A 19,935-nucleotide genomic window follows, 5' to 3' on the forward strand; every position below is an offset into this window, starting at 1 on the left:
ATGCAGGAATTACGGCTTCATTTAATGTAGTTGCGTATCCGAATCCATACAGTGAAACCTTCAATTTGAGTTTAACAACTGCAAGTGAGGCGAAAGTAGGTATCGTGGTTTATGATATGACCGGAAGACTTATTGAAAGAAGAGAAGTGAGAGCTACCGATATTGTTGAACAACATATCGGAGATCATTATCCTAGCGGAGTTTACAACGTTGTTGTAACACAAGGCGAAGAAGTTAAAACACTTCGCGTTATTAAACGATAAGTATCAAATTAATAAAGTAAAAAGACCTTCGAGAAATCGAGGGTCTTTTTTTTGTGGGTCGATGGTAAACCATTTTGAGTCGCTGTTTTATCCCTGAATTTAACGTAACTTTACTAATTGACCCCGACGCATACGTTAAAACCGCATTATGAAAACCAAATCTTTTTACTTAACCTTAATCCTACTTTTCTTTGCTATAAAGGGCAGCGCTCAAACCGATACACTGATCGTTAAAACAGTCCCTAAAAAAGGGCTGCTAAAACAAGCCATCTTACCTCTCGGACTACTAACCGCAGGCGTCCTAATAAGCAACAGTGCCTTTGAAAAATCACTGCAAAAAGACATTCGCAACGGAGTGGGAAACGATTTCAGTACCCATAGTGATGATTATATCCTGGGCATTCCTATTATACAGCTGTATGCTGCGGACGCGTTTGGCATAAAAGCAAAAAATCATTGGTTTGACCAAAGCAAGAACTTGATCTTAGCCCTACTGTTAACAAATGTTATAACCGTTACATTAAAAAAGAATATACATAAAACAAGGCCCAACGGGGATCCTGATGCCGAGTCCTTTCCTTCCGGACATACGTCAAATGCCTTTACGACTGCGACCGTACTCTATGAGGAATTTAAGGATACAAGCCCATTGCTTGCTTATAGCGGCTATGTCTTTGCAACTACAACAGGCGCACTGCGAATGGCAAACAACAAGCACTATCTTTCTGATGTGTTGGCAGGTGCGGGAATAGGTATTTTAGTAACAGAGGTAATCTATTCCTTTGATCCTATTATTAAATGGAATCCCTTTAAGAAAACGACTAGGGTTACACTGTTTCCGCAACTGGGGGATAATCAAAAAGGCGTCTATGCGTGCATACAGTTTTAAGGCGCCACTTTTGGTTAAGAAATCAAGTTTTTTTATTTGAACACGACCTCTCATTGTCTTTCCCGCGTAGGCGGGAATCCATATTAACCGAATTTCCACCGGACATTCTACTCTTAATCTCACACGAGCGAAGCGACTGGCGAAGTAATTAGCAGGGCGGCAGTTTATCCCGATTGAAAATGCGTGTTTTTTACTGTTTATCGAATTTATCTGTATTTCAACGATTAGAAGTGACGTTTTAACGATGGTTCGAAACCTATTTCTTAAATTCGGATATCGTTTTACGATGCAAATACCACACAAATTTTATTGGAAACGTTATGTACCATTGTGCTCTTTTGAGCTTAGAAGGTTGTGACTTTTATTCTTTAAAATTTTAGGTATGAAGCAAGATTATTCCACGAATGTAGTTTTTCTTGATTTATATCATTTTTACAAGTAACCTTTTAAAAATATATATAATGTCAAGACAAGACTTACTCAATATGGCTCAATCGCAGGAAGGTACTGCGGAGTCCCCTCCAAACAGTAACAAATCCATTTACGGCTTGTGGTATGAACCTTCACTAAACGGGCAAAAATGGTGCGCCATGTTTGTCAGTTGGGTATTTCATCATGCGGGACACCCATTAGGATTTATACAAACCAGAAACGGTGTCCATCATTGTCAGTCAACACACAACTACTATAAGGAAAAAGGAAAGCTAACTACCAATCCCGCACCCGGCGATATTGTAATCTATGATTGGGAGGGCAATGGCCATGCAGACCATATCGGAATTTTTATCCGTTGGACCAATGCCAACCAGACCGCTATCGAAGCGTGGGAGGGCAATACCTCCACAGCGAATGACAGCGATGGCGGCCGTGTAATGAAACGCACCCGTTCCCGCAACCTCATAAAGTCCTTTATAAATCCGGGAGTTTATGCCGATACAACCGTTACACCCGAAACGACTACACTTGTCAAAGGCTATCGGGGTTCAAAAGTAACTCAGCTACAAAAATACCTTTTCGAGCTGGGTTATGAAATTGAAATCGACGGTTGGTTTGGCACCCAGACCGAAACCCTGCTAAAGGACTATCAAACCAAAAATGCAATGACTATAACCGGCGCTGCAGATGTTATAACTGTTGGTGCCCTGCAGGAAGATGCCAATCAAATCGCCTTAGCGAAATCCAAATTTGTATCGGGAAGTTATCTCCGCCGGGGCAATGTGGGTTTTATGGTAACAGAAGTGCAACGGGCGCTAAACGCCAAAGACGCTTTATTAAAACTGCCGGTAACAGGAAGTTTTGATGTAGCCACCCTTCAGGCAGTTAAGACGTTTCAGACAAGGAATCCACCATCTGTTAGAATCAGATGGGATTGTGGGACCTAAGACGTTCGGGAAGTTGGGGATTACATAGCATAATACAAAAACAAACCAGGAAGCCGAAAAGGGTAAAGAGTAGGCAGATTCTAATATATAAAACTCATGAAAAAAACACTTTTTATTCTCTTTATGATTGCCCCAATCTTAAGTTTCAGTCAAGTAGCATCGCCCTCCAATGTGTTCTTTACGCTAACACAAATCAGTGGAAACGCCGATGCCAATACGGTTGTTAAAGTGGATAAGGGAGGCGGAACTGCAGTGATCTCCATACCGGTAAACAAAAATGGATATTTTGAATATACATTTGAAACCCCGCTGACCACTATTCCTGTAGAAGGAGGTGGAGTGAGTCAACCGTCGATCGCTATTTGGAACGAGGATTTTAATGGTACAAATGCTACAGCCCATGTAACGATAACAGCGGTTCCCGATGCTGAAGCAATACAGGGAATTCGAAGAGGTACAATAACACTCCCGGTTAAGAATGTACCTGTTTCTCCTCCTGCTGCTGTTAATCCTGAGATAGACGAATTCCAGCCGATAAGTTCAACTTATCATTATAAGGTAACAATTTTAAATACCAATTTTGTCGTACCGATTGCCCGCTTCAATTTCACCAAAGACGATGGTACTGACAGCCGAAAAGGAGAAGTATCCTTATTCAGTTCCGTAGGTGCCGGCGTGGGAATCAGCTGGGGCGAACTCGAAAAAACAACAGATGCCAATGGAGAAACCTTGAATACCGATTTTACCAACACTATAGGAATTCATTTAGGCATTCTCTTTTCATCAGGAAAAGACGGAACCGAACAAAAGAATATTTTCGCTCCAACCTTGTCAGTGAGCGTATTGGATTTTCAGTTAGGATTCGGAGTCGAACTGGGGACTACAACAGCACCCCAAAATAAAGGTTTTCTCACTTTGGCTTATGCCATTCCATTATCAAAACTAGTTAAGGGCAAATACTATATATTTAGGGCATCAAAAGGTTTCAATTCTAGAAATGTATTGACTACACCTACTAATGGTTCTTCAATTACCAAAACGTCAAAAAACAGATTTGTCTAACAATGACGTAATTTTCCACATGATACCTTTGCCAAAAAATTTATAATTATACCCTGGAATATTAAAAAAATTACCTGAGAAAGCACTATATGAGGATAGGTAGGATTTATGAATAGTTTAAAATAAAAAAGCGCGGAAAACTCCGCGCTTTTCCTTAAAGTAACTTTCTATCATCTTGTCAACAAAATATTGAAGTTTTAGCATTGCTTTTTTTAACCAAAATTAATTTTATTGAGAGCGATGTACACTTTTACTATACATTTTCATATTAAAAATTATTTTATATATTCGTCTATCGTAAACAATTTCAATACCACAGGTTTTACGAGTTGCAATACCCCAAACAACATTGGAAATTATTAAGAAAATATCATTGTTATAAATGGTAGAGTGGAAGAATTTAGCTATGTTTGATTAACCCTAACCCAACAACAAGAAAGTAACTCTATGGCTAAAACTACTGTAAAAGCCGATATCAATTTTGAACAGGAACTTTGGAAAGCTGCCAACGAATTACGTGGCGCTGTAGCTGAAAATCAATACAAAGACTACGTGTTGCCAATGATTTTCCTTAAGCACATGTCCGAGCGTTACGAAATACGCAAAGAAGAATTAATAGCATTAACACAAGATAAAACCTCTGCTTATTACACCAATAACCAGGACGAAATAAAATATGTTTTGGACGATGCCGATGAGTATCTGTCTAAAAACATTTATATAATACCCAAAGAAGCCACTTGGGAATACCTAAAAGCCAATGCAGAGCAGGACAATATAAAAGTAATTGTTGATGATGCCTTTGATACTTTAGATGGAACATTGGCTAAGTTCAGGCCCGATTTAAAAGGCATCTTACCCCGTATTTTTGTAAAAAGCCAGCTCACACCGAGACAAGTTGGAGGATTAATTAACTTGCTCTCCAACCCTAAACTCTCGCAAAAAGAAAACCCAGAAAGCGATATACTCGGTCGTGTTTACGAATATTACATTGGTAAATTTGCGCTGGCCGAAGGCTCTGGTGCCGGGCAGTTCTTTACTCCGGGTAGTATAGTGCGTCTAATGGTCGAAATGATAGAACCTTATGAAGGTAAAATCTTTGATGCGGCTTGTGGCTCAGGCGGAATGTTTGTACAATCACTCAAGTTTTTAGAAAGCCATGGCGGCGATAAAAAGAATATTGCCATATACGGACAGGAGCGATACGACGGTACATTGCGTTTATGCAAGATGAACCTCGCCCTACGTGATTTGTCCTTTGATGTACGCTTGGGCGATTCATTATTGCAGGACAAGTTTCCTGATTTGAAAGCCGACTTTATCATAGTAAACCCACCTTTTAACGTAAGCCAATGGCACCCGGAAGACTTGCCCGAAAATGACCCGCGCCTTTTTGGACCCAAAGAAGAATTCACTACCGATGGCAGCGCCAACTATATGTGGATGCAGACCTTCTGGAGTCATTTGAGTGCCAAAGGAACCGCATCGGTGGTTATGGCAAACGGAGCCATGACCTCAAACAACAAAGGCGAAAAGAATGTGCGCGAGTTTATGGTAAACAACAATATGATTGATTGTATTGTGCGACTACCCGATAAATTATTTCTAACCACCGGCATACCAGCCTGCATCTTCATATTAAGCCGAAACCGTGATGGTAAGGATGGCATACATCGCAAACGCACCGACGAAATCCTGTTTATAGATACCAGCAAAATGGGAACAATGGAAAGCCGAAAACTGCGTGTCTTTACCGATGCCGATGTTGATAAAGTAGCTGCAACCTACCACGCGTGGCGCAACCCACCGTCATTGCGAGCGGAGAGCAACGCAGCGAAGCAAACTGTTGAACCCTCACGTAAAACGACTACAAATGGCTTCGTACCTCGCCATGACTACACCAACATAGACGGCTACTGCTACGCTGCCTCCAAAACCGAAGTACAAAAGCAGGACTACAAACTAACTCCTGGTATTTATGTAGGTACCGAAGAAGTAGAAGACGACGGTATTGCCTTTGAAGATAAAATGGAAACACTAAAAACCCAATTGCAGGCACAGTTTGCTAAAGGGAATGAATTGCAACAAACGATATTGGAGAATTTTGATATGTTATAAAAATGAAAGAAGGAGAATACATAATTTTAAATAATAGCAATCAAGCTGCTATTGATAAGTTTTGCACGGATAATGAATATATTTATCGTTTCTTACCATTAGAGAGACTATTAGAAACAATGCAATCAGGTAAGATGGTTTTTGTATCCCCTAAAAAATGGAATGACCCCTTCGATAATTTTTTGTTTAGGCAAAATATCAAAAATACGAAGACATTCATGAATAAACTTTACGTTCTTTGTTTTACACACAATTCCCATAGCTGGGCTTACTGGAAAACGTATGCTCCTGAAGGATATTGTGTAAGACTTAGAATAAAAACTAGAGATTTTTTGTCATTAATGCTTAACGAAAGAAATAGGATTTGGTTAGGAAAGATGAAATATTTAAAAGAAACCAGGATTGTTGAAGAATTACAAAATACAATTGGTCTGAAAGAAGCTATAGAAAGCGACAAAATAAACGATATATTCATTAAAACCTTTTTACTAAAAAGATTACCTTTTAAATACGAGGAAGAATCTAGAATTATTGTACAATCTTACCACTTAGATAGTGGAATAAAAAGTAAGCATATTAATTTAAAAGATATTATCAAGGACATTTACCTTGACCCTAGAATGGGAAAACATGAAACAATAGCGTGGAAGGATTATCTAAGACAATTTGGAATACCGGTAATTAAGTCACAATTATTTGTAGATAAAACTATTAAAATTCATTAAATAATAAACTCAATAAGATGGCGATCGAAGACGGCAATATCGAATACAAAAGCATAAAGAAGGTTATTGGAAAATCAGCAAATCTCAAAAGTCTTGCTGAAACCTGTGTTTCTTTCGCCAATGCTCAAGGAGGCGAAATTGTAGTAGGTATTGAAAACGACGCTACTAAACCCGAGGCAAATCAGGTTATAAACATTGAGGACGTTAATAATGTCATCTCTCGATTACGAGATTTGACAGATGCCGTAGCGATTGTTAATCCAATAGTAATTGACGATCCTAATGGCGGTCAATATTTTAAGTTTAGAGTATTGCCTTCTTCCAGAACGATAGCAACAACATCATCTGGAAAAGTACTAATAAGAATTACGGATAACAGCGTCCCAATTTCAGGAGAGGAATTAACCAATTTAGCCGCCGAAAAGAATGCATTTCAATGGGAGTTAGTTTCAAATGGAAGAATAAATTGGTTGAATTCCGACATACAAGAGGTAACTAGTTTCGTTGAAGATATTCAAAAATCTAAATTAGTATCTGATTTTATAAAAGAAAAGTCAACAGAAGAAATTTTAGAACATTATCAGTTAATTACCTCTGAAAGATATTTAACTAATTTAGGAGTAATATGGTTTGGCACTCCATCCCAGCGAGCTAGATTAAGTTACCCCATCACTGTTCAGTATATAGTTTACAATGACCTTGAAGAGAAAATCAGAAAAAAGGATTGGCATTTTCACATTCATAATCCTAAAACTCTTTTATTAGAAATTGAAAAAGAAGCCATTGAACTAAGCTATACTACTGAAATTTCTAATGGTTTATATAGAAAACAGATACGGAATTATCCCAGAGAGGTTATTCGTGAATTGTTAATCAACGCTATAGCACACAAGCGGTTTACAATTTCTGGCGATATTTTTATTGAAGTTTATCCTGACAGACTTGTAATATCTAATCCTGGGGGATTACCAATGGGAATTACAAAAGATAATATTCTGCATGAAAGACACAGAAGAAATCCTCATCTCATAAATACCCTTCACGATTTAGGGTTGATGGAGGGAGAAGGTTCAGGTTATGATTTGATTTATGAAAAATTAGCTCGTGATATAAAACCACTCCCCTCGATTGAAAGTACCCTAAATAAAACTAGTGTGACTATTTATTCAGGAATTGTAAATAAAGAAGCACTTGAAATTATTGAGTACATCGGACAGCATTATAAGCTGTCACAAAAAGAATACACGGTACTTGGACTTGTGGCTTCTGAAAAAAAGATTTCTTCCACGCAGTTAACTCAAAAACTTCAATTAACTAACGAAGACCGTATGAGAAATTGGATAGGTTCTTTACTTGACAAATCCATACTGATTACGCGTGGGGTAAAGAAAGGAACTGAATACCTACTTAATCCGGCACTTTTTTCACAGTCTAAATTAAATATTACTCCTTCTTTAAAAACTATAGATGGAGAACAGTTGAAGCATTTGATTTTAGAATTTTTAAAATATAACGGTGAAAAATCCAAATCAGAAATAAACAGTAATATTCAGGATGTGGAAGAAAAAGATGTGCAAAAATGTATTTATGCTCTCGTAAAGGATGGTCATTTAATTCCATCGGGTAGTTTAAAAACAAGAAAATACGCTTTGGCTAAAAAAAAATAAATGAAAAATAAAAAAGAGAATAAAACAACGCAAGGCCTTGATATTAAAGGCTTGTCTTCTTTTTATGATTGTAAAATAAAACAAGCCTTGTAAAATAAAACAATTAAATGCCTAACAACTGGAAAACATATAAAATCTCGGAAGTAACAAAATTATCTACTGGTTTTGCCTTTAAAAGCAAAGACTATGAAAATAATGGTACCTTAAAAGTAATAAGAGGAATAAATGTTACGGAAGGCAAGCTTCGTTGGGCAGATGACTCAAGGTTTTGGAATCATTCTGAAAAAGAATATTCAAAATATCTAGTTGAATTAGATGATATTGTAATTGGAATGGATGGTTCTAAAATAGGAAAGAATCGCGCAATAGTGCGAGATAATGATTTACCATCTATTTTAGCTCAACGAGTTGCTAGAATTCAGTCAATTCCAAACCTATCTTGTCAAAAGTATATATGGCAATTAATAAATAATTCTCAATTTGAAAATTATATTTATAATATTCAAACAGGAACTTCAATACCACACATAAGTTTAGGACAAATTGGGAATTATGAAATAAAACTCCCATCGTATAAAGAACAACAATCCATATCCTCCATCCTCTCAACCATAGACGACAAAATAGAAAACAACCTAGCCATAAACAAAACCTTAGAAGAAATGGCAATGGCACTATACAAACATTGGTTTGTAGATTTTGGTCCGTTTCAAAATGGTGAATTTGTAGAGAGTGAGTTGGGGTTGATTCCTAAGGGGTGGGAGTTGAAAAGGTTGGACGAGATAGCATATAAAAGAGCTGAAAGTTATAAATTTAATGGCAAAGAAAGAGTTGTCTTCGTAAATACCGGTGATGTGCTTGAAGGTTCTTTCATGCACAATAATTATATGGATATTGATGAATTGCCCGGACAAGCAAAAAAAGCTATTTATCCAGGAGATATATTGTTTAGTGAAATTAGACCTGCCAATAAAAGATATGCTTATGTTGATTTTGATTCACAAGATTATGTGGTTTCAACTAAGTTTATGGTTATAAGAAATAGCAATTTAATCAATAACAAATTGTTATATCGTATATTAACAAGGGAGGAAACAACTGCTGAATTTCAGAATATTGCAGAATCAAGGTCAGGAACATTTCCACAAATTACTTTTGATGTCGTAGGACATATTCAGTTTGCACTACCAAGTATAGATTTGCAAAATGAATTTCAATCAATTGTTGGCTGTTGGGAAGAACAACAAAGTAACAACCTAAAAGAAAACAAATCCTTAACCCAACTCCGCGATACCTTATTGCCCAAATTAATCAACGGTGAGATACGGTTAAAGGAGTTTAAAGAAAAAGTAGTATAAAACAAAAGGGCTTTTAAGCCCTTTTTATAGTTCTAATTGTAAAAGATAGTCTGAAAATTTAATATTATCTGACTGGCATATCTTTTCGGTTTCCTGTTCTAAAGTATCAGGAGTAATAAAAGAGAATTCGTCTTTGTAGTTTTTATAACTTAAATCAAACAGGTTATATTGTTCTGTTCCAGCTTTAGGTTCTTCAAAGGCAATTTGTAGTGGCTTAACTTCGGTATTGTTTTTACTAGCAAAAGTTTTAAGCGCATCGTTTACAAACTTGGTTTCGTATAAATGCTTTAACACAGTTTGCTCGCCTAAATTAAAATCAATAGCCTGTATAATGCTAATGGCTCCGTTTTTGGTAATCAGGGAAACATTAGTTTCTTCTAACAAGCCAGAAAAGGTAAAGGGGTCAAGCCAATATTTCACGTCTGCTTTATCGGTTAAGCCTTCTTTCTCAAAAGCAGGTTTTATTTTTTGAGTAAATGAAAGCGCTTTCTTTTCAATCACTTCGGTAGGTTCACCTATAAAGTTAAGGTAATAACTCTCAAACTTTTCCTGAGTAAAATCAAAAGGCAGAGTAGCAGGTTCTGAAAAATTCAGAATTCCATTGTTGTATTTATTCAGATAGGAAAAATACTCTTTAGAAAAAATAGACTTTTCAAATACAATGGTAGCTTGGTTTTTCTCTACAGTCTTGTTGGTTTCGGTTACCGTATTGTTAATTTGTTGCAGACTCTTTTTAGCCAGAGAACCTATACCTATTTTAGAAGGAGCTAACTTATCCAACAAATTCAGTTTGCTTTTAGAATAATGAAAAAATACTTTGGTTTCGGTTACCGCCAATAGCGCCACCACCACTTTCTCTAACGAGACTGGATTGGTTTGAATACTGATGGTACTAAAGAATGTTTTCATTTTTTAAAAAATATCGTTTGTTGTCATTATGGTTTCTCTCACGCTAGCAATGCGGGCTTCGTTATGCAGATAGTGGTGAATGCTTTGTGCCAAATTAGGCATAATATTCCAAATTCCAGCCAGTTGCCCCACTACATCATCAATAACCGATTGATGGGAAACTTGCAACAAAGGTATAAAATTATCTACAGTTTCTACAAAAGTAGTATAGTCCATATAAGCCATGCAACTTCTGTAAAAGTCCGACAAATGCAATTTATCATAACGTTCTACTCCCATAGCCGGATTAAAAATCCCTATTTGGTTGACGCCTCCAAAAATAAAAGCATGGTCAAAAGCCATAATTTTCCTTCCGTTTGCATGCGCTACAGAAAGTAAATTATAATTAAAACCAGGATCAATAAATCGACCTCTGTCCACATTATTAATCCACAAATCAAACATTGCAATTTTAACGATGTCTTTGGGATTAACAATAGAAGTATAATCTCTTTTAGTGTTACACACTTCAAAATCTGAAACTTCATTGGAGGGTTCCACACTTTTAGAACCAAAGCAAATAGTACCTTCGTTTGCTCTTCGGTTTACCTTAATCTTTGTCTTGTCTAAAGTACCCTGTGCTATTTCAACCAAGGCAACATCAGGAGTCGGAATACTTAAAGCTTTTAATAAATAATGAGCGACTATTTCATAGGCCAAACAATTAATCTCGTTAGGGTTAAAATCAACTAAGTATTTACAATAGTAAGTTTGCCCATCGTCACAAATAAATTTAAGTGGCGAATGACCTGATGTTTTTATTTCTTCCACCAGAAACTCAGTACTTACTTTTGGGATAACAACCATAGGGTTATGATGTAATTTGTAGTAAATATATCTAATTTATTAAAAAAACAGTATTTTAGAGCATTATTTTCAACCCATGACCACAGAAGCAGTAATAGAACAAGCAACCATCGATTGGTTGACTGATTTAGGGTATATCCATATCAAAGGCCCTGATTTACCTGAGAATGCCAATGCGGTTATCCTAAAAGGGCAACTACTCGCGTTTATACAAAAACAATATCCACAGTTACCCGAAGAAATTCAACACTTGGCAGTCGCAGACTTTTGTAATAATGCAGGTGCGGATATAGACTATCGCAACCGCAGTTTTCATTTAAAGCTTACCAAAGGATTAGACTATGAGTACAAAGATGAAGATGGCAACGAAAAGGCAGTACACCTTTATCCTATAGATTTTCAAAATCCGGATAACAATACATTTTGGGCAGTCAATCAGTTTAGTATAGTAGGCAAAAACAAACGTCGCCCGGATATTATTATCTATATCAATGGCATTCCGTTAATCCTGTTTGAACTCAAAAATTGGTTTGATGAAAACACGACTATTGCCGAAGCGTTCAATCAGATACAACATTACAGAAAAGACATTCCGCTATTGTTTGAATACAATACGTTAACGATAGTTAGTGATGGCAACGAAGCCCAACACGGTATGTTCAACGGTTCAGCTGAATGGTATGCCGCTTGGAAAAGTATAGACGGGACTACCATAGTAGAAGATGATTTCCAGATGCACACACTAATTCATGGTTTGTTTCCTAAAGACAGAATTCTTAATTACATTAAAAACTTTGTGTTCTTTGAAGACCATAACGGTTCATTGATAAAAAAAGGAGCCAAATACCATCAGTTCTTTGGAGTGAACTTTGCCGTCGAAGCTGCTAAAAAAGCCATCAAACCTTTTGGCGATGGACGAATTGGAGTTATCTGGCACACTCAGGGAAGCGGTAAAAGCATCTCCATGGCAATCTATGCCGGAATACTTCGCAGTTTGCCCGAGTTGAAAAATCCGACGATAGTAGTACAGGTTGACCGTAGCGATTTAGATTTTCAGTTGTATGAAAACTTTGTACTGGCAAAGGATTTAGTGGGTGATGTGCAGCATGCCGAATCAACCGATGATTTACGAAGATTATTATCTGCCGGAAGTGGCGGGGTGATCTTCACCACTATAGAAAAGTTCCGTTTAAAAATGGGCAGCGACAAGCAATTAGGCGAAACGGAACACCCAATTTTATCGGAAAGGGATAATATAATTGTCATGGCAGACGAAGCGCATAGAACCCAATACGGTTTGTTGGATGGTTTTGCTTCTAATTTGCGGAAGGCATTACCCAACGCTTCTTTCATTGGTTTTACAGGAACACCTGTTGACAGCAAGGATGCCGATACACAGGAAGTATTCGGAGAAACAATACACATCTACGATATAAAGCAAGCCGTTGACGACAAAGCTACAGTGCCTATTTACTACGAACCTCGATTGGCTAAACTCCACTTGTGGAATGAAAACTTAGATGCCGAAGTAGATGCCATCACAGCTGATGTAGAAGACGACAGCAATTTAAAATGGGCAGCCATTGAAGATGCAGCTGGTTCAGAAGAACGTGTTGAAAAAATTGCGGACGATATCCTGAAACACTTCAAAAACAGAACAGCTACCTTGCCCGGAAAAGCTATGGTAGTGTGTATGAGCCGTCGAAATTGTGTGAAAATGTACGATGCCTTAAAAGCTATTGAATGGTGCCCCGAAGTCGCGGTTGTAATGACAGGAAATATATCGAGCGACCCAATAGCGTGGAACGAGCACTTCAGGACACAAGACGCGACAGAAGCTTTAAAGAAGCGATTTAAAAACCCAAAAGACCCTTTAGAGATAGTAATTGTTCGCGATATGTGGCTAACCGGTTTTGATGCGCCTTGTGTACACACCATGTATATTGATAAAATCATGAAAGGCCATAGTTTGATGCAGGCCATTACCCGAACCAATCGGGTTTTTAAAGATAAACCCTCAGGCGTTATTGTAGATTATATAGGAATTGGCGACCAGTTAAAGTCGGCAACCAGTAAATACACTGGCGGAGGCGGAAAAGGCAAGCCTACTATCGATATCAGGCAGGCGTTGGAATTATTTTACAATCAGATTGAAGTCTGTAAATCACTTCTTCCTGAAGCTATAGATTACAGCAATTGGAAAGGATTGCGGGATGGAGATAAAATCCTATTGGTAAAAAGAGCCCTGAACTCGATTATAAAATATGATGAGGAGGCGAATCAATTCATGTTAGAAGAAAAGAAACTAACGGGCTTATTATCAATCGTAAAATCGCAATCCGAAATACAGGAATTTGCTGTCGATGTACTATTCATGCAGCATTTATCAAAAGCAATCAGAAATGCAAAATCGGTAAAAGGAACAAAAGGCAATCAGAAAGATCAAATAAAGGAATTAATAAGCAGAAGTATCGAATCAGATGATATAGTCGATGTATTTGCCATGGCAGGATTAGAGCGTGCAGATATTTCAATTCTAAATGAAGAATTTTTACTAGGAGCCAAACAGGAAAAAGACAGCATAGATATTAAAATTGCTTTACTGAAAACCATTTTGATGAATGAAGTAAAATTGCGATTACATAAAAACATCAAAAAGTATACATCACTAAAAGAAGAACTCGAAAAAGTATTAGAGAACTACCACAAAAATGCTATCGACTCTTATACAACCATTGCGGAGCTGATAGAAAGAGCCAAACAATTACAGGATGAAGACAGCAGAACCAAGGAACTAGGTTTGAGTGATGAGGAATTAGCATTCTACGATATATTGGCATCCAAAAAAGAAATTATAAACGAAAGTGGACCAATACAAGATATTGTACATAGAGTCGTGAAGGCAGTAAAAAGCAATTTACAAATCGACTGGATGAATAAGGAAGATGCTAAGGCAGCTATACGGTTAGCAGTTAAAAAAGAGCTAAGGGGCAAAGTAAACATAGCCGAATTAAACGGCATACTACAGGAAATAATGGAACAGGCTGAAGGGCAGTTTAGTGAGTGGAGAGCTTAGAATTTAAAAATTAGATATAACCCAGTACCATAGAAAGCATTTCCTTGCTTACAACAAACTATCAAACTAAATACATCTTAATCAGAAAGCTTTTAATTGAAGTATAATTTCTTGTTCACTAAAATAAAATTAAAAAACACACAAAATGTTCACATATTTGTGAACATTTTGTATATTTGCATTATGATAGTACTTAACCATGGAGATAAAGTTTGTAAAAGAATATTTAAAACACCTATATGAGGGAAATGCAAACCCTTATAAGGAATACAAATCAAATCCACAATTGGTTAAACAGTACATTAATACAATCAATAAGTTAAAGGCCATAACTAAAATTGAGCAACTCTATCAATTAAAAAGTTTACATTATGAAAAAAAAGAAGGCAATCTCAAAGGAGTAAGCGCGGTATATGTCAATATGCAATATCGGATTCTTTTTACTGAAGTAGCTTCCACTTCAGGCGACCCCACTATCGATATCATAGAAATCGAAGAACTAAGTAAACATTATGAAAATTAACACCACCCCTATTTATGACAACAAAAAAAGTAGTGCCAAGTTTTGCTACTCATCCGGGAACTATTTTAGTGGATGAAATCGAAGCAAATAACTTTTCCCAAATCGACTTTGCCAAAATGATTGATATTAAAAGAAGCCTACTGAACGAAATTATTAAAGGAAAAAGAAATATCACAGCTGATTTAGCTATTCTTTTCGAAAAAGCATTAGGCATAGATGCGGAGTATTGGCTCGAAGCCCAAAAAAATTACGAGTTAGATAAAGCACGCATTGAAGCAAAGAACAAACAACAATTAGAAGCTATTGAGGTATGGAATGTGGTTAAAGACTTCATTCCTACTTCATTCTATAAAAAAGAAAAAATACTTTCAGGTAATCCTCAATATGATAATGAAATTATTAAGGAAATCTATGATGTTTCTAATTTAGATCAATTGGCAGTTATGAAGTTGCAGCCAGTTTATACAAGGTTTAAGAAATCGACAAAGTTAAAAACCGATGTAATTAACATCATGGGATGGGTAAAGCTCGTACAGTTTAAGGCAAAGGATGTAACTGCGCCTCCTTTTAATCAGGAAAATCAAGAGATGTTAGTTGCAGATTTAAGAGAAATTTTAACGAAGAATAAAGATGTCTTGAATAAAGTCCAAGCTAAATTACATGAATATGGTATAAAATTAATTTATCAGACCAAAGGTGAAAAGACTCCGATTGATGGTGTTTCTTTCTGGAGCGAAGGAAACCCTGCTATTGGAATGACTTTAAGACATAATCGCCTAGATAATTTCGCATTTACTTTGTTTCATGAATTGGGTCATGTCTATGAGCATTTAATAAACAATAATACTGCAGAATTTATTGATTTAGACATAAAAAACGAAGAAGAAGAATACAAGAATTCAGTAGAGGAAAAGCAAGCAAACACATTTGCCCAAACTAGTCTAATTAAAAATGAAGATTGGGAACAGTATAGTAAAAATATACATTTTGGCCAGAGTGAAGAAAGTATTAAGGCGTTTGCTAAAAAAGTTAAGATTCACCCAAGTATTGTAAAAGGAAGGGTTTGTTTTACACTAAATGATTATCGTTTATTTACTAAGATTAGTCACGACATAAAGTAATAAGTCTATCTAATATTTTTTTAAAAGAAAAAGCCCCACTCTCGTGAGGCTTTCTATTTTCAACAAACACAACCTAAACCACATCCAAAACATTCAGCACATTATAATTACCATTATTTAGCGTATACTGCACCCCGTTCACTTCCTGAAAAAATTCAATCAGCAGTACATAAATTGCCGTACCGCTCCCAGTAGCTGGCGCACTCGGCGTCAGGGTCAGGGTAGTAAGGGAATTGTCAAGCGCGCGATTCTCTAACGGACTAATGGTTGTTTCATAAACACCGGTTTCAAAATCAAGATTTACAAAAGCGGACCGCATACTGAAATGCGTCGCACCCTCTGGAAACATAATCTGCTCCGCCGGAATAAAATCCGTAAACGTAACTTTACCACTTGGAGTGTCTAAAGAAAGTGGCACATAAAGAACACTGCCAAATGCCGCATGTACGTTAAAATCAAATCCTTTTAACAGTAATCTGCCTTCCGCAGTACCAAGACCCTCAGAAACTTTCCGCTCACCACGAATGCTCGTGGTGTCAAGGTTCTTGATTTGCGCCATAATGCCAAGCATCCTGCTCGAAAGTCTCCGGTCCTTCGCATGGAACAGCATGGTTCCCACAGCCGTGCGCATAAGTTTGCCGGCATGTGCGCTTTCAGCAAATTCCATTCCGTTCTCACGGGTACGCTTAAATGCGGGATCATTTTTAATACGGTTTTTGCTGACACCTCCCTTGGTGCGCACTAATTGCCCATCGGCAGTTTTGTAAAACGTCAGGTTCTCCAACGTTCCCTGAATCTTAATGATTCCTTCTAACTTTGCCATAATTAACAAGTTTTATGATTAATAATACCCAAAGTTAAAACGGCTTTGCAACCCCCAAAGTCACTTTTTCCGAAACCACTTCATTTTGCCGAAAGCAGTAAAAATTGCCGTTTTTGCCGTAGCTGAAATAGGGATTTAGAAGGGATGGTGTATAGATACTCCATAGATACTCCATAGATAAAGCATAGATAGTGTATGTAGAGTGTATGTAAAAGGTTTTCCGACGCGTATCTGAAATGAACCATTTTACAAACAATCTATTACCAAATTTTTAAGCCAAATCTCGTTTGGCACACTTCTTGTTTTGACAATTATAACACGATAAATACCACAACAAAAAACACCTGCTTATAGAAAAACTTTATTTTTTGGAACCATGATTAAAAGAGAAGCCAGAATATGCCTCCATACCAGAGACGTTTGCAATATCACCGGATATTCAGAAAGACATGCCAGAAACATTTTAAATGATATAAGAGTCTTCTTCAGGAAAGCTAAGCACCAGCCCGTAACAATATATGACTTCTCCCAGTTCATGAATATACCACTCGAATTGATAATTCCATTCCTTTAAACGCAAATCATGAAACACCGCAACCTCCTCTTAACCCTAATTAACGACGAAGATGAAAACGCACTCATGCGTTGGGTCGGCGCACAGCCATTACTTGACCAGCCCGAAATCCTTCGCGAACTTAAGGAACTACTGCTTGAACTTTCCGAAGATGAGGAAGAGGCCCTTACACTCGCCGCTACTTTTGATGCTGCCGTAGACGACTACGAGGACAAAATACTCGATGAGAAATTAGCGGAAGCTCAATTACAGATTGCCCTCCAGGCACAGGAAAAGGCCGCGCAGGAAATCGACGAAGCTACCAAAGGCGTAAGAGCATATGTGATAGATTGCATAGTAACCAATGCCCCAAACGCCGCAGCAATGAGAGAACTCGCCGAAAAAATAATGGTACTCGAGAAGGAACAGGGAACCTTTGACCCCGCAAACTGGAAGCCCCTCGTATAGCCCCTCAATTTTGTTCCAGACCTTTAGTCCACCGCTTCCGGGCAATTTCGACTTCCAAAAGTAGACCAAATAATGCCATAACTACAACGCCTAAGTTCGCGTGCTTCTATGCAGAGCAACGGAATAGAAACGTAAAATCTAAACTTCAAAATTCCCCGGATTAAATGTATTAAACCTCAGTTTTGAAAGCGTTTTAGAAGGGAATGATAATTATCTATTTTCACTACCTTTACCACCAATGAATCTCCCTGCAAACTCTTCACTATGAAAAGAATGATACTGCTTTTGTTGATGATAGCGGGTACTGCCATAGCACAGCCCTGGACTGCCGTTCAGCCGATGGCTTTAAATACCGAACGCTATAATGCCGTTTCGTTTTCAATAGGCAATAAAGGCTATGTCACCACCGGCCAGACCACAACCTTAACCTTAGAAACCACTTTTGAATACGATCCCACTACCAATACCTGGATACAAAAGGCTAGCTTCCCGGGAGGCAAACGCCGGGGGGCGAGTGGTTTTACGGTAGGCAGTAAAGCGTATGTGCTCGCAGGGCGCGATGATTCCCTCCCTAATGGTGTCAACCACAACGATATGTGGGCGTTTGACCCTGCAACCAACACATGGGAACAGAAAGCCAACTATCCGGGTGGCAATCGCGAAAACCTTATCGCTTTCGGCATAGGCAATTATGGCTACGCAGGCTTCGGGCTTGCCGGCACCCGAAAGCTCGACTTTTACCGTTATGAACCCATTACTGACACCTGGACGCAATTGCCCGATATCAACTATTACTGGCATCAGTACAGTACCGCCGTGTTCGTGCTCAACGGAAAAGGCTATTTCGCGACAGGCATTGCCTACAGTGGCACCACGTTTAATAACTACACCTCTGACCACGTCTTTATGTTTGACCCCGCCACGGGCGTCTGGACGCAAAAGAATAATTTTACCGGAGGCGCAAGGGAATACACAACCGCTTTTACGGTCAACGGCAGGGCATATATGGGGCTCGGCTATACAGGGACTTTTTCTATTGATCTCTGGCAGTACGACGATGCTGCCGATTCGTGGACACAGGTAGGCGATTTCACACCTGGGGGCGGACGCATATGGACGTCCACATTCACACTAGGCAGCAAATCATACGTCGGCAACGGAAGGGCGTCCACCAGCCAGACCCTCACCACCTTTTATTCCTGGGAGCCTACCCTGACAGTACCCAATTATGCGACGGATCCCTTTACGGTAGTTTCAGCGCACGACCAAATTGCCATCACCACCAATCAGCCCACCAGTTACACTGTAGCCATTTATTCCATCGACGGGAAAATGATCCTGCCACCCGACTTTCAGGACGGGAACGCTGAGTATGTCTTCACCCACCAGCTCCCTCACGGCATCTATCTTTTACAGCTTGAGCAGGAAGGCAAACGATACAACAGGAAAATTGTGGTTCCCTGATAAGGTATCAGTCCAGAGTGTTTTTTTGCAGAGCAACGGTCTTCTTCATTCTTCATTCATCATTCTTTCTCTTTCTTCTTTCCTCTTTCCTCTTTCTCTATATTCTTGCTTCTTCCCTCTTGCTTCTTTTCCCTTTCCTCTAACCTACGACACCTGGGAAAACCGCTGTTCCAAATACCCCATAATTAAACCTGGTAGCGCCTGAATCTCCTGCCTGCTACTGGGTTTTTTAAGAAACACGATATAAGGGCTATGGAGTTGGGGTTCGTTTTCGGCGATATTGCTGGTAGTTGAGATTACAAATTTGTACATCGTTGGCGCGGCATGCAGTTCCTCAAGTGCCTTGACCACATCAATGCCGCTAAAGAAAGGCATATACATATCAACCAACAATACATCGGGAATATTCTTCTTGCGGCTGATCTCATCAAATACCTCCACTCCGGAGGTAAGACAGCCCATCAGGATAAACTTTTCATTCCGCTGGAATATCTCCCGAAAAAGTTCTCGGTCCTCCGCGTCGTCATCGGCAACTATAATTGTAAAGGGACAAATAGGGTTCATAATAAATTCAGTTAATATCAGTTATACAAATTTCAGAATTTGTGCAGGACGGATGTTATAGATATTCGGAGGGAGGTTACATAATTATAATTGTTTCAGATGAGATATAAAAACACAACCCCCA

At 38.3% G+C, this 19,935-nt stretch carries 17 protein-coding genes; 13 read left to right on the forward strand and 4 right to left on the reverse strand.

Annotation, left to right across the window (positions count from 1 at the left end; translation table 11 throughout):
• From Q0Q99_RS08675 to Q0Q99_RS08710, 8 genes are all read left to right on the forward strand, one after another.
• Window positions 1-263 (forward strand): T9SS type A sorting domain-containing protein (locus tag Q0Q99_RS08675; protein ID WP_293894396.1); only part of this gene is annotated, 263 nt, incomplete at its 5' end.
• Between the two features lie 148 nt (window positions 264-411).
• Window positions 412-1,152 carry a phosphatase PAP2 family protein gene (locus Q0Q99_RS08680; RefSeq protein WP_293894399.1) on the forward strand — a complete coding sequence of 247 codons (741 nt, stop codon included), beginning with the start codon at window positions 412-414 and terminating at the stop codon, window positions 1,150-1,152.
• A 461-nt stretch (window positions 1,153-1,613) separates the two neighbouring features.
• A complete protein-coding gene (locus tag Q0Q99_RS08685; RefSeq protein WP_293894402.1) occupies window positions 1,614-2,534 on the forward strand; it encodes a peptidoglycan-binding protein in 921 nt (306 codons plus the stop codon).
• Between the two features lie 96 nt (window positions 2,535-2,630).
• Window positions 2,631-3,596, forward strand: a complete 966-nt coding sequence (locus Q0Q99_RS08690; RefSeq protein WP_293894404.1) for a hypothetical protein — start codon at window positions 2,631-2,633, stop codon at window positions 3,594-3,596.
• Between the two features lie 447 nt (window positions 3,597-4,043).
• Window positions 4,044-5,714 (forward strand): class I SAM-dependent DNA methyltransferase, encoded by a 1,671-nt coding sequence (locus tag Q0Q99_RS08695; protein ID WP_293894406.1) that lies wholly within the window; start codon window positions 4,044-4,046, stop codon window positions 5,712-5,714.
• Between the two features lie 2 nt (window positions 5,715-5,716).
• Window positions 5,717-6,439 (forward strand): hypothetical protein, encoded by a 723-nt coding sequence (locus Q0Q99_RS08700; RefSeq protein WP_293894409.1) that lies wholly within the window; start codon window positions 5,717-5,719, stop codon window positions 6,437-6,439.
• Window positions 6,440-6,456: 17 nt separating this feature from the next.
• Window positions 6,457-8,106, forward strand: coding sequence for an ATP-binding protein (locus Q0Q99_RS08705; RefSeq protein WP_293894412.1), 1,650 nt, complete (start codon window positions 6,457-6,459; stop codon window positions 8,104-8,106).
• A gap of 107 nt (window positions 8,107-8,213) precedes the next feature.
• Window positions 8,214-9,464: a restriction endonuclease subunit S gene (locus Q0Q99_RS08710; protein WP_293894415.1), complete on the forward strand. Its 1,251-nt coding sequence runs from the start codon at window positions 8,214-8,216 to the stop codon at window positions 9,462-9,464.
• Window positions 9,465-9,488: 24 nt separating this feature from the next.
• Here Q0Q99_RS08710 and Q0Q99_RS08715 read toward each other — a convergent pair whose 3' ends face one another.
• Window positions 9,489-10,373 (reverse strand): hypothetical protein, encoded by an 885-nt coding sequence (locus Q0Q99_RS08715; RefSeq protein WP_293894418.1) that lies wholly within the window; start codon window positions 10,371-10,373, stop codon window positions 9,489-9,491.
• A 3-nt stretch (window positions 10,374-10,376) separates the two neighbouring features.
• Window positions 10,377-11,219 carry a HipA family kinase gene (locus Q0Q99_RS08720; RefSeq protein WP_293894421.1) on the reverse strand — a complete coding sequence of 281 codons (843 nt, stop codon included), beginning with the start codon at window positions 11,217-11,219 and terminating at the stop codon, window positions 10,377-10,379.
• 76 nt (window positions 11,220-11,295) lie between these two features.
• Here Q0Q99_RS08720 and Q0Q99_RS08725 point away from each other — a divergent pair, with 76 nt between their 5' ends.
• The 3 genes from Q0Q99_RS08725 to Q0Q99_RS08735 all read left to right on the forward strand — a co-directional run bounded on the left by Q0Q99_RS08725 (window position 11,296) and on the right by Q0Q99_RS08735 (window position 15,939).
• Window positions 11,296-14,295 carry a type I restriction endonuclease subunit R gene (locus Q0Q99_RS08725; protein ID WP_293894424.1) on the forward strand — a complete coding sequence of 1,000 codons (3,000 nt, stop codon included), beginning with the start codon at window positions 11,296-11,298 and terminating at the stop codon, window positions 14,293-14,295.
• Between the two features lie 199 nt (window positions 14,296-14,494).
• A complete protein-coding gene (locus tag Q0Q99_RS08730; protein ID WP_293894427.1) occupies window positions 14,495-14,818 on the forward strand; it encodes a type II toxin-antitoxin system RelE/ParE family toxin in 324 nt (107 codons plus the stop codon).
• A 14-nt stretch (window positions 14,819-14,832) separates the two neighbouring features.
• Window positions 14,833-15,939: a HigA family addiction module antitoxin gene (locus Q0Q99_RS08735; protein ID WP_293894430.1), complete on the forward strand. Its 1,107-nt coding sequence runs from the start codon at window positions 14,833-14,835 to the stop codon at window positions 15,937-15,939.
• 73 nt (window positions 15,940-16,012) lie between these two features.
• Here the strand turns inward: Q0Q99_RS08735 and Q0Q99_RS08740 are convergent, their stop codons facing one another.
• Window positions 16,013-16,762 (reverse strand): hypothetical protein, encoded by a 750-nt coding sequence (locus Q0Q99_RS08740; RefSeq protein ID WP_293894433.1) that lies wholly within the window; start codon window positions 16,760-16,762, stop codon window positions 16,013-16,015.
• 583 nt (window positions 16,763-17,345) lie between these two features.
• Between Q0Q99_RS08740 and Q0Q99_RS08745 the strand changes: the two genes are divergently transcribed.
• Both Q0Q99_RS08745 and Q0Q99_RS08750 read left to right on the forward strand, forming a co-directional pair.
• Complete coding sequence (locus Q0Q99_RS08745; protein ID WP_293894436.1) at window positions 17,346-17,783, forward strand: hypothetical protein; 438 nt, start codon at window positions 17,346-17,348, stop codon at window positions 17,781-17,783.
• A 264-nt stretch (window positions 17,784-18,047) separates the two neighbouring features.
• Complete coding sequence (locus tag Q0Q99_RS08750; RefSeq protein WP_293894439.1) at window positions 18,048-19,247, forward strand: kelch repeat-containing protein; 1,200 nt, start codon at window positions 18,048-18,050, stop codon at window positions 19,245-19,247.
• Window positions 19,248-19,391: 144 nt separating this feature from the next.
• On the opposite strand, the gene Q0Q99_RS08755 is transcribed toward Q0Q99_RS08750, so the two are convergent.
• Window positions 19,392-19,811, reverse strand: a complete 420-nt coding sequence (locus Q0Q99_RS08755; protein WP_293894442.1) for a response regulator — start codon at window positions 19,809-19,811, stop codon at window positions 19,392-19,394.
• Window positions 19,812-19,935 lie beyond the last annotated feature (124 nt).

The organism is Flavobacterium sp. (assembly GCF_025352425.1).
Taxonomy (GTDB): Bacteria; Bacteroidota; Bacteroidia; order Flavobacteriales; family Flavobacteriaceae; genus Flavobacterium.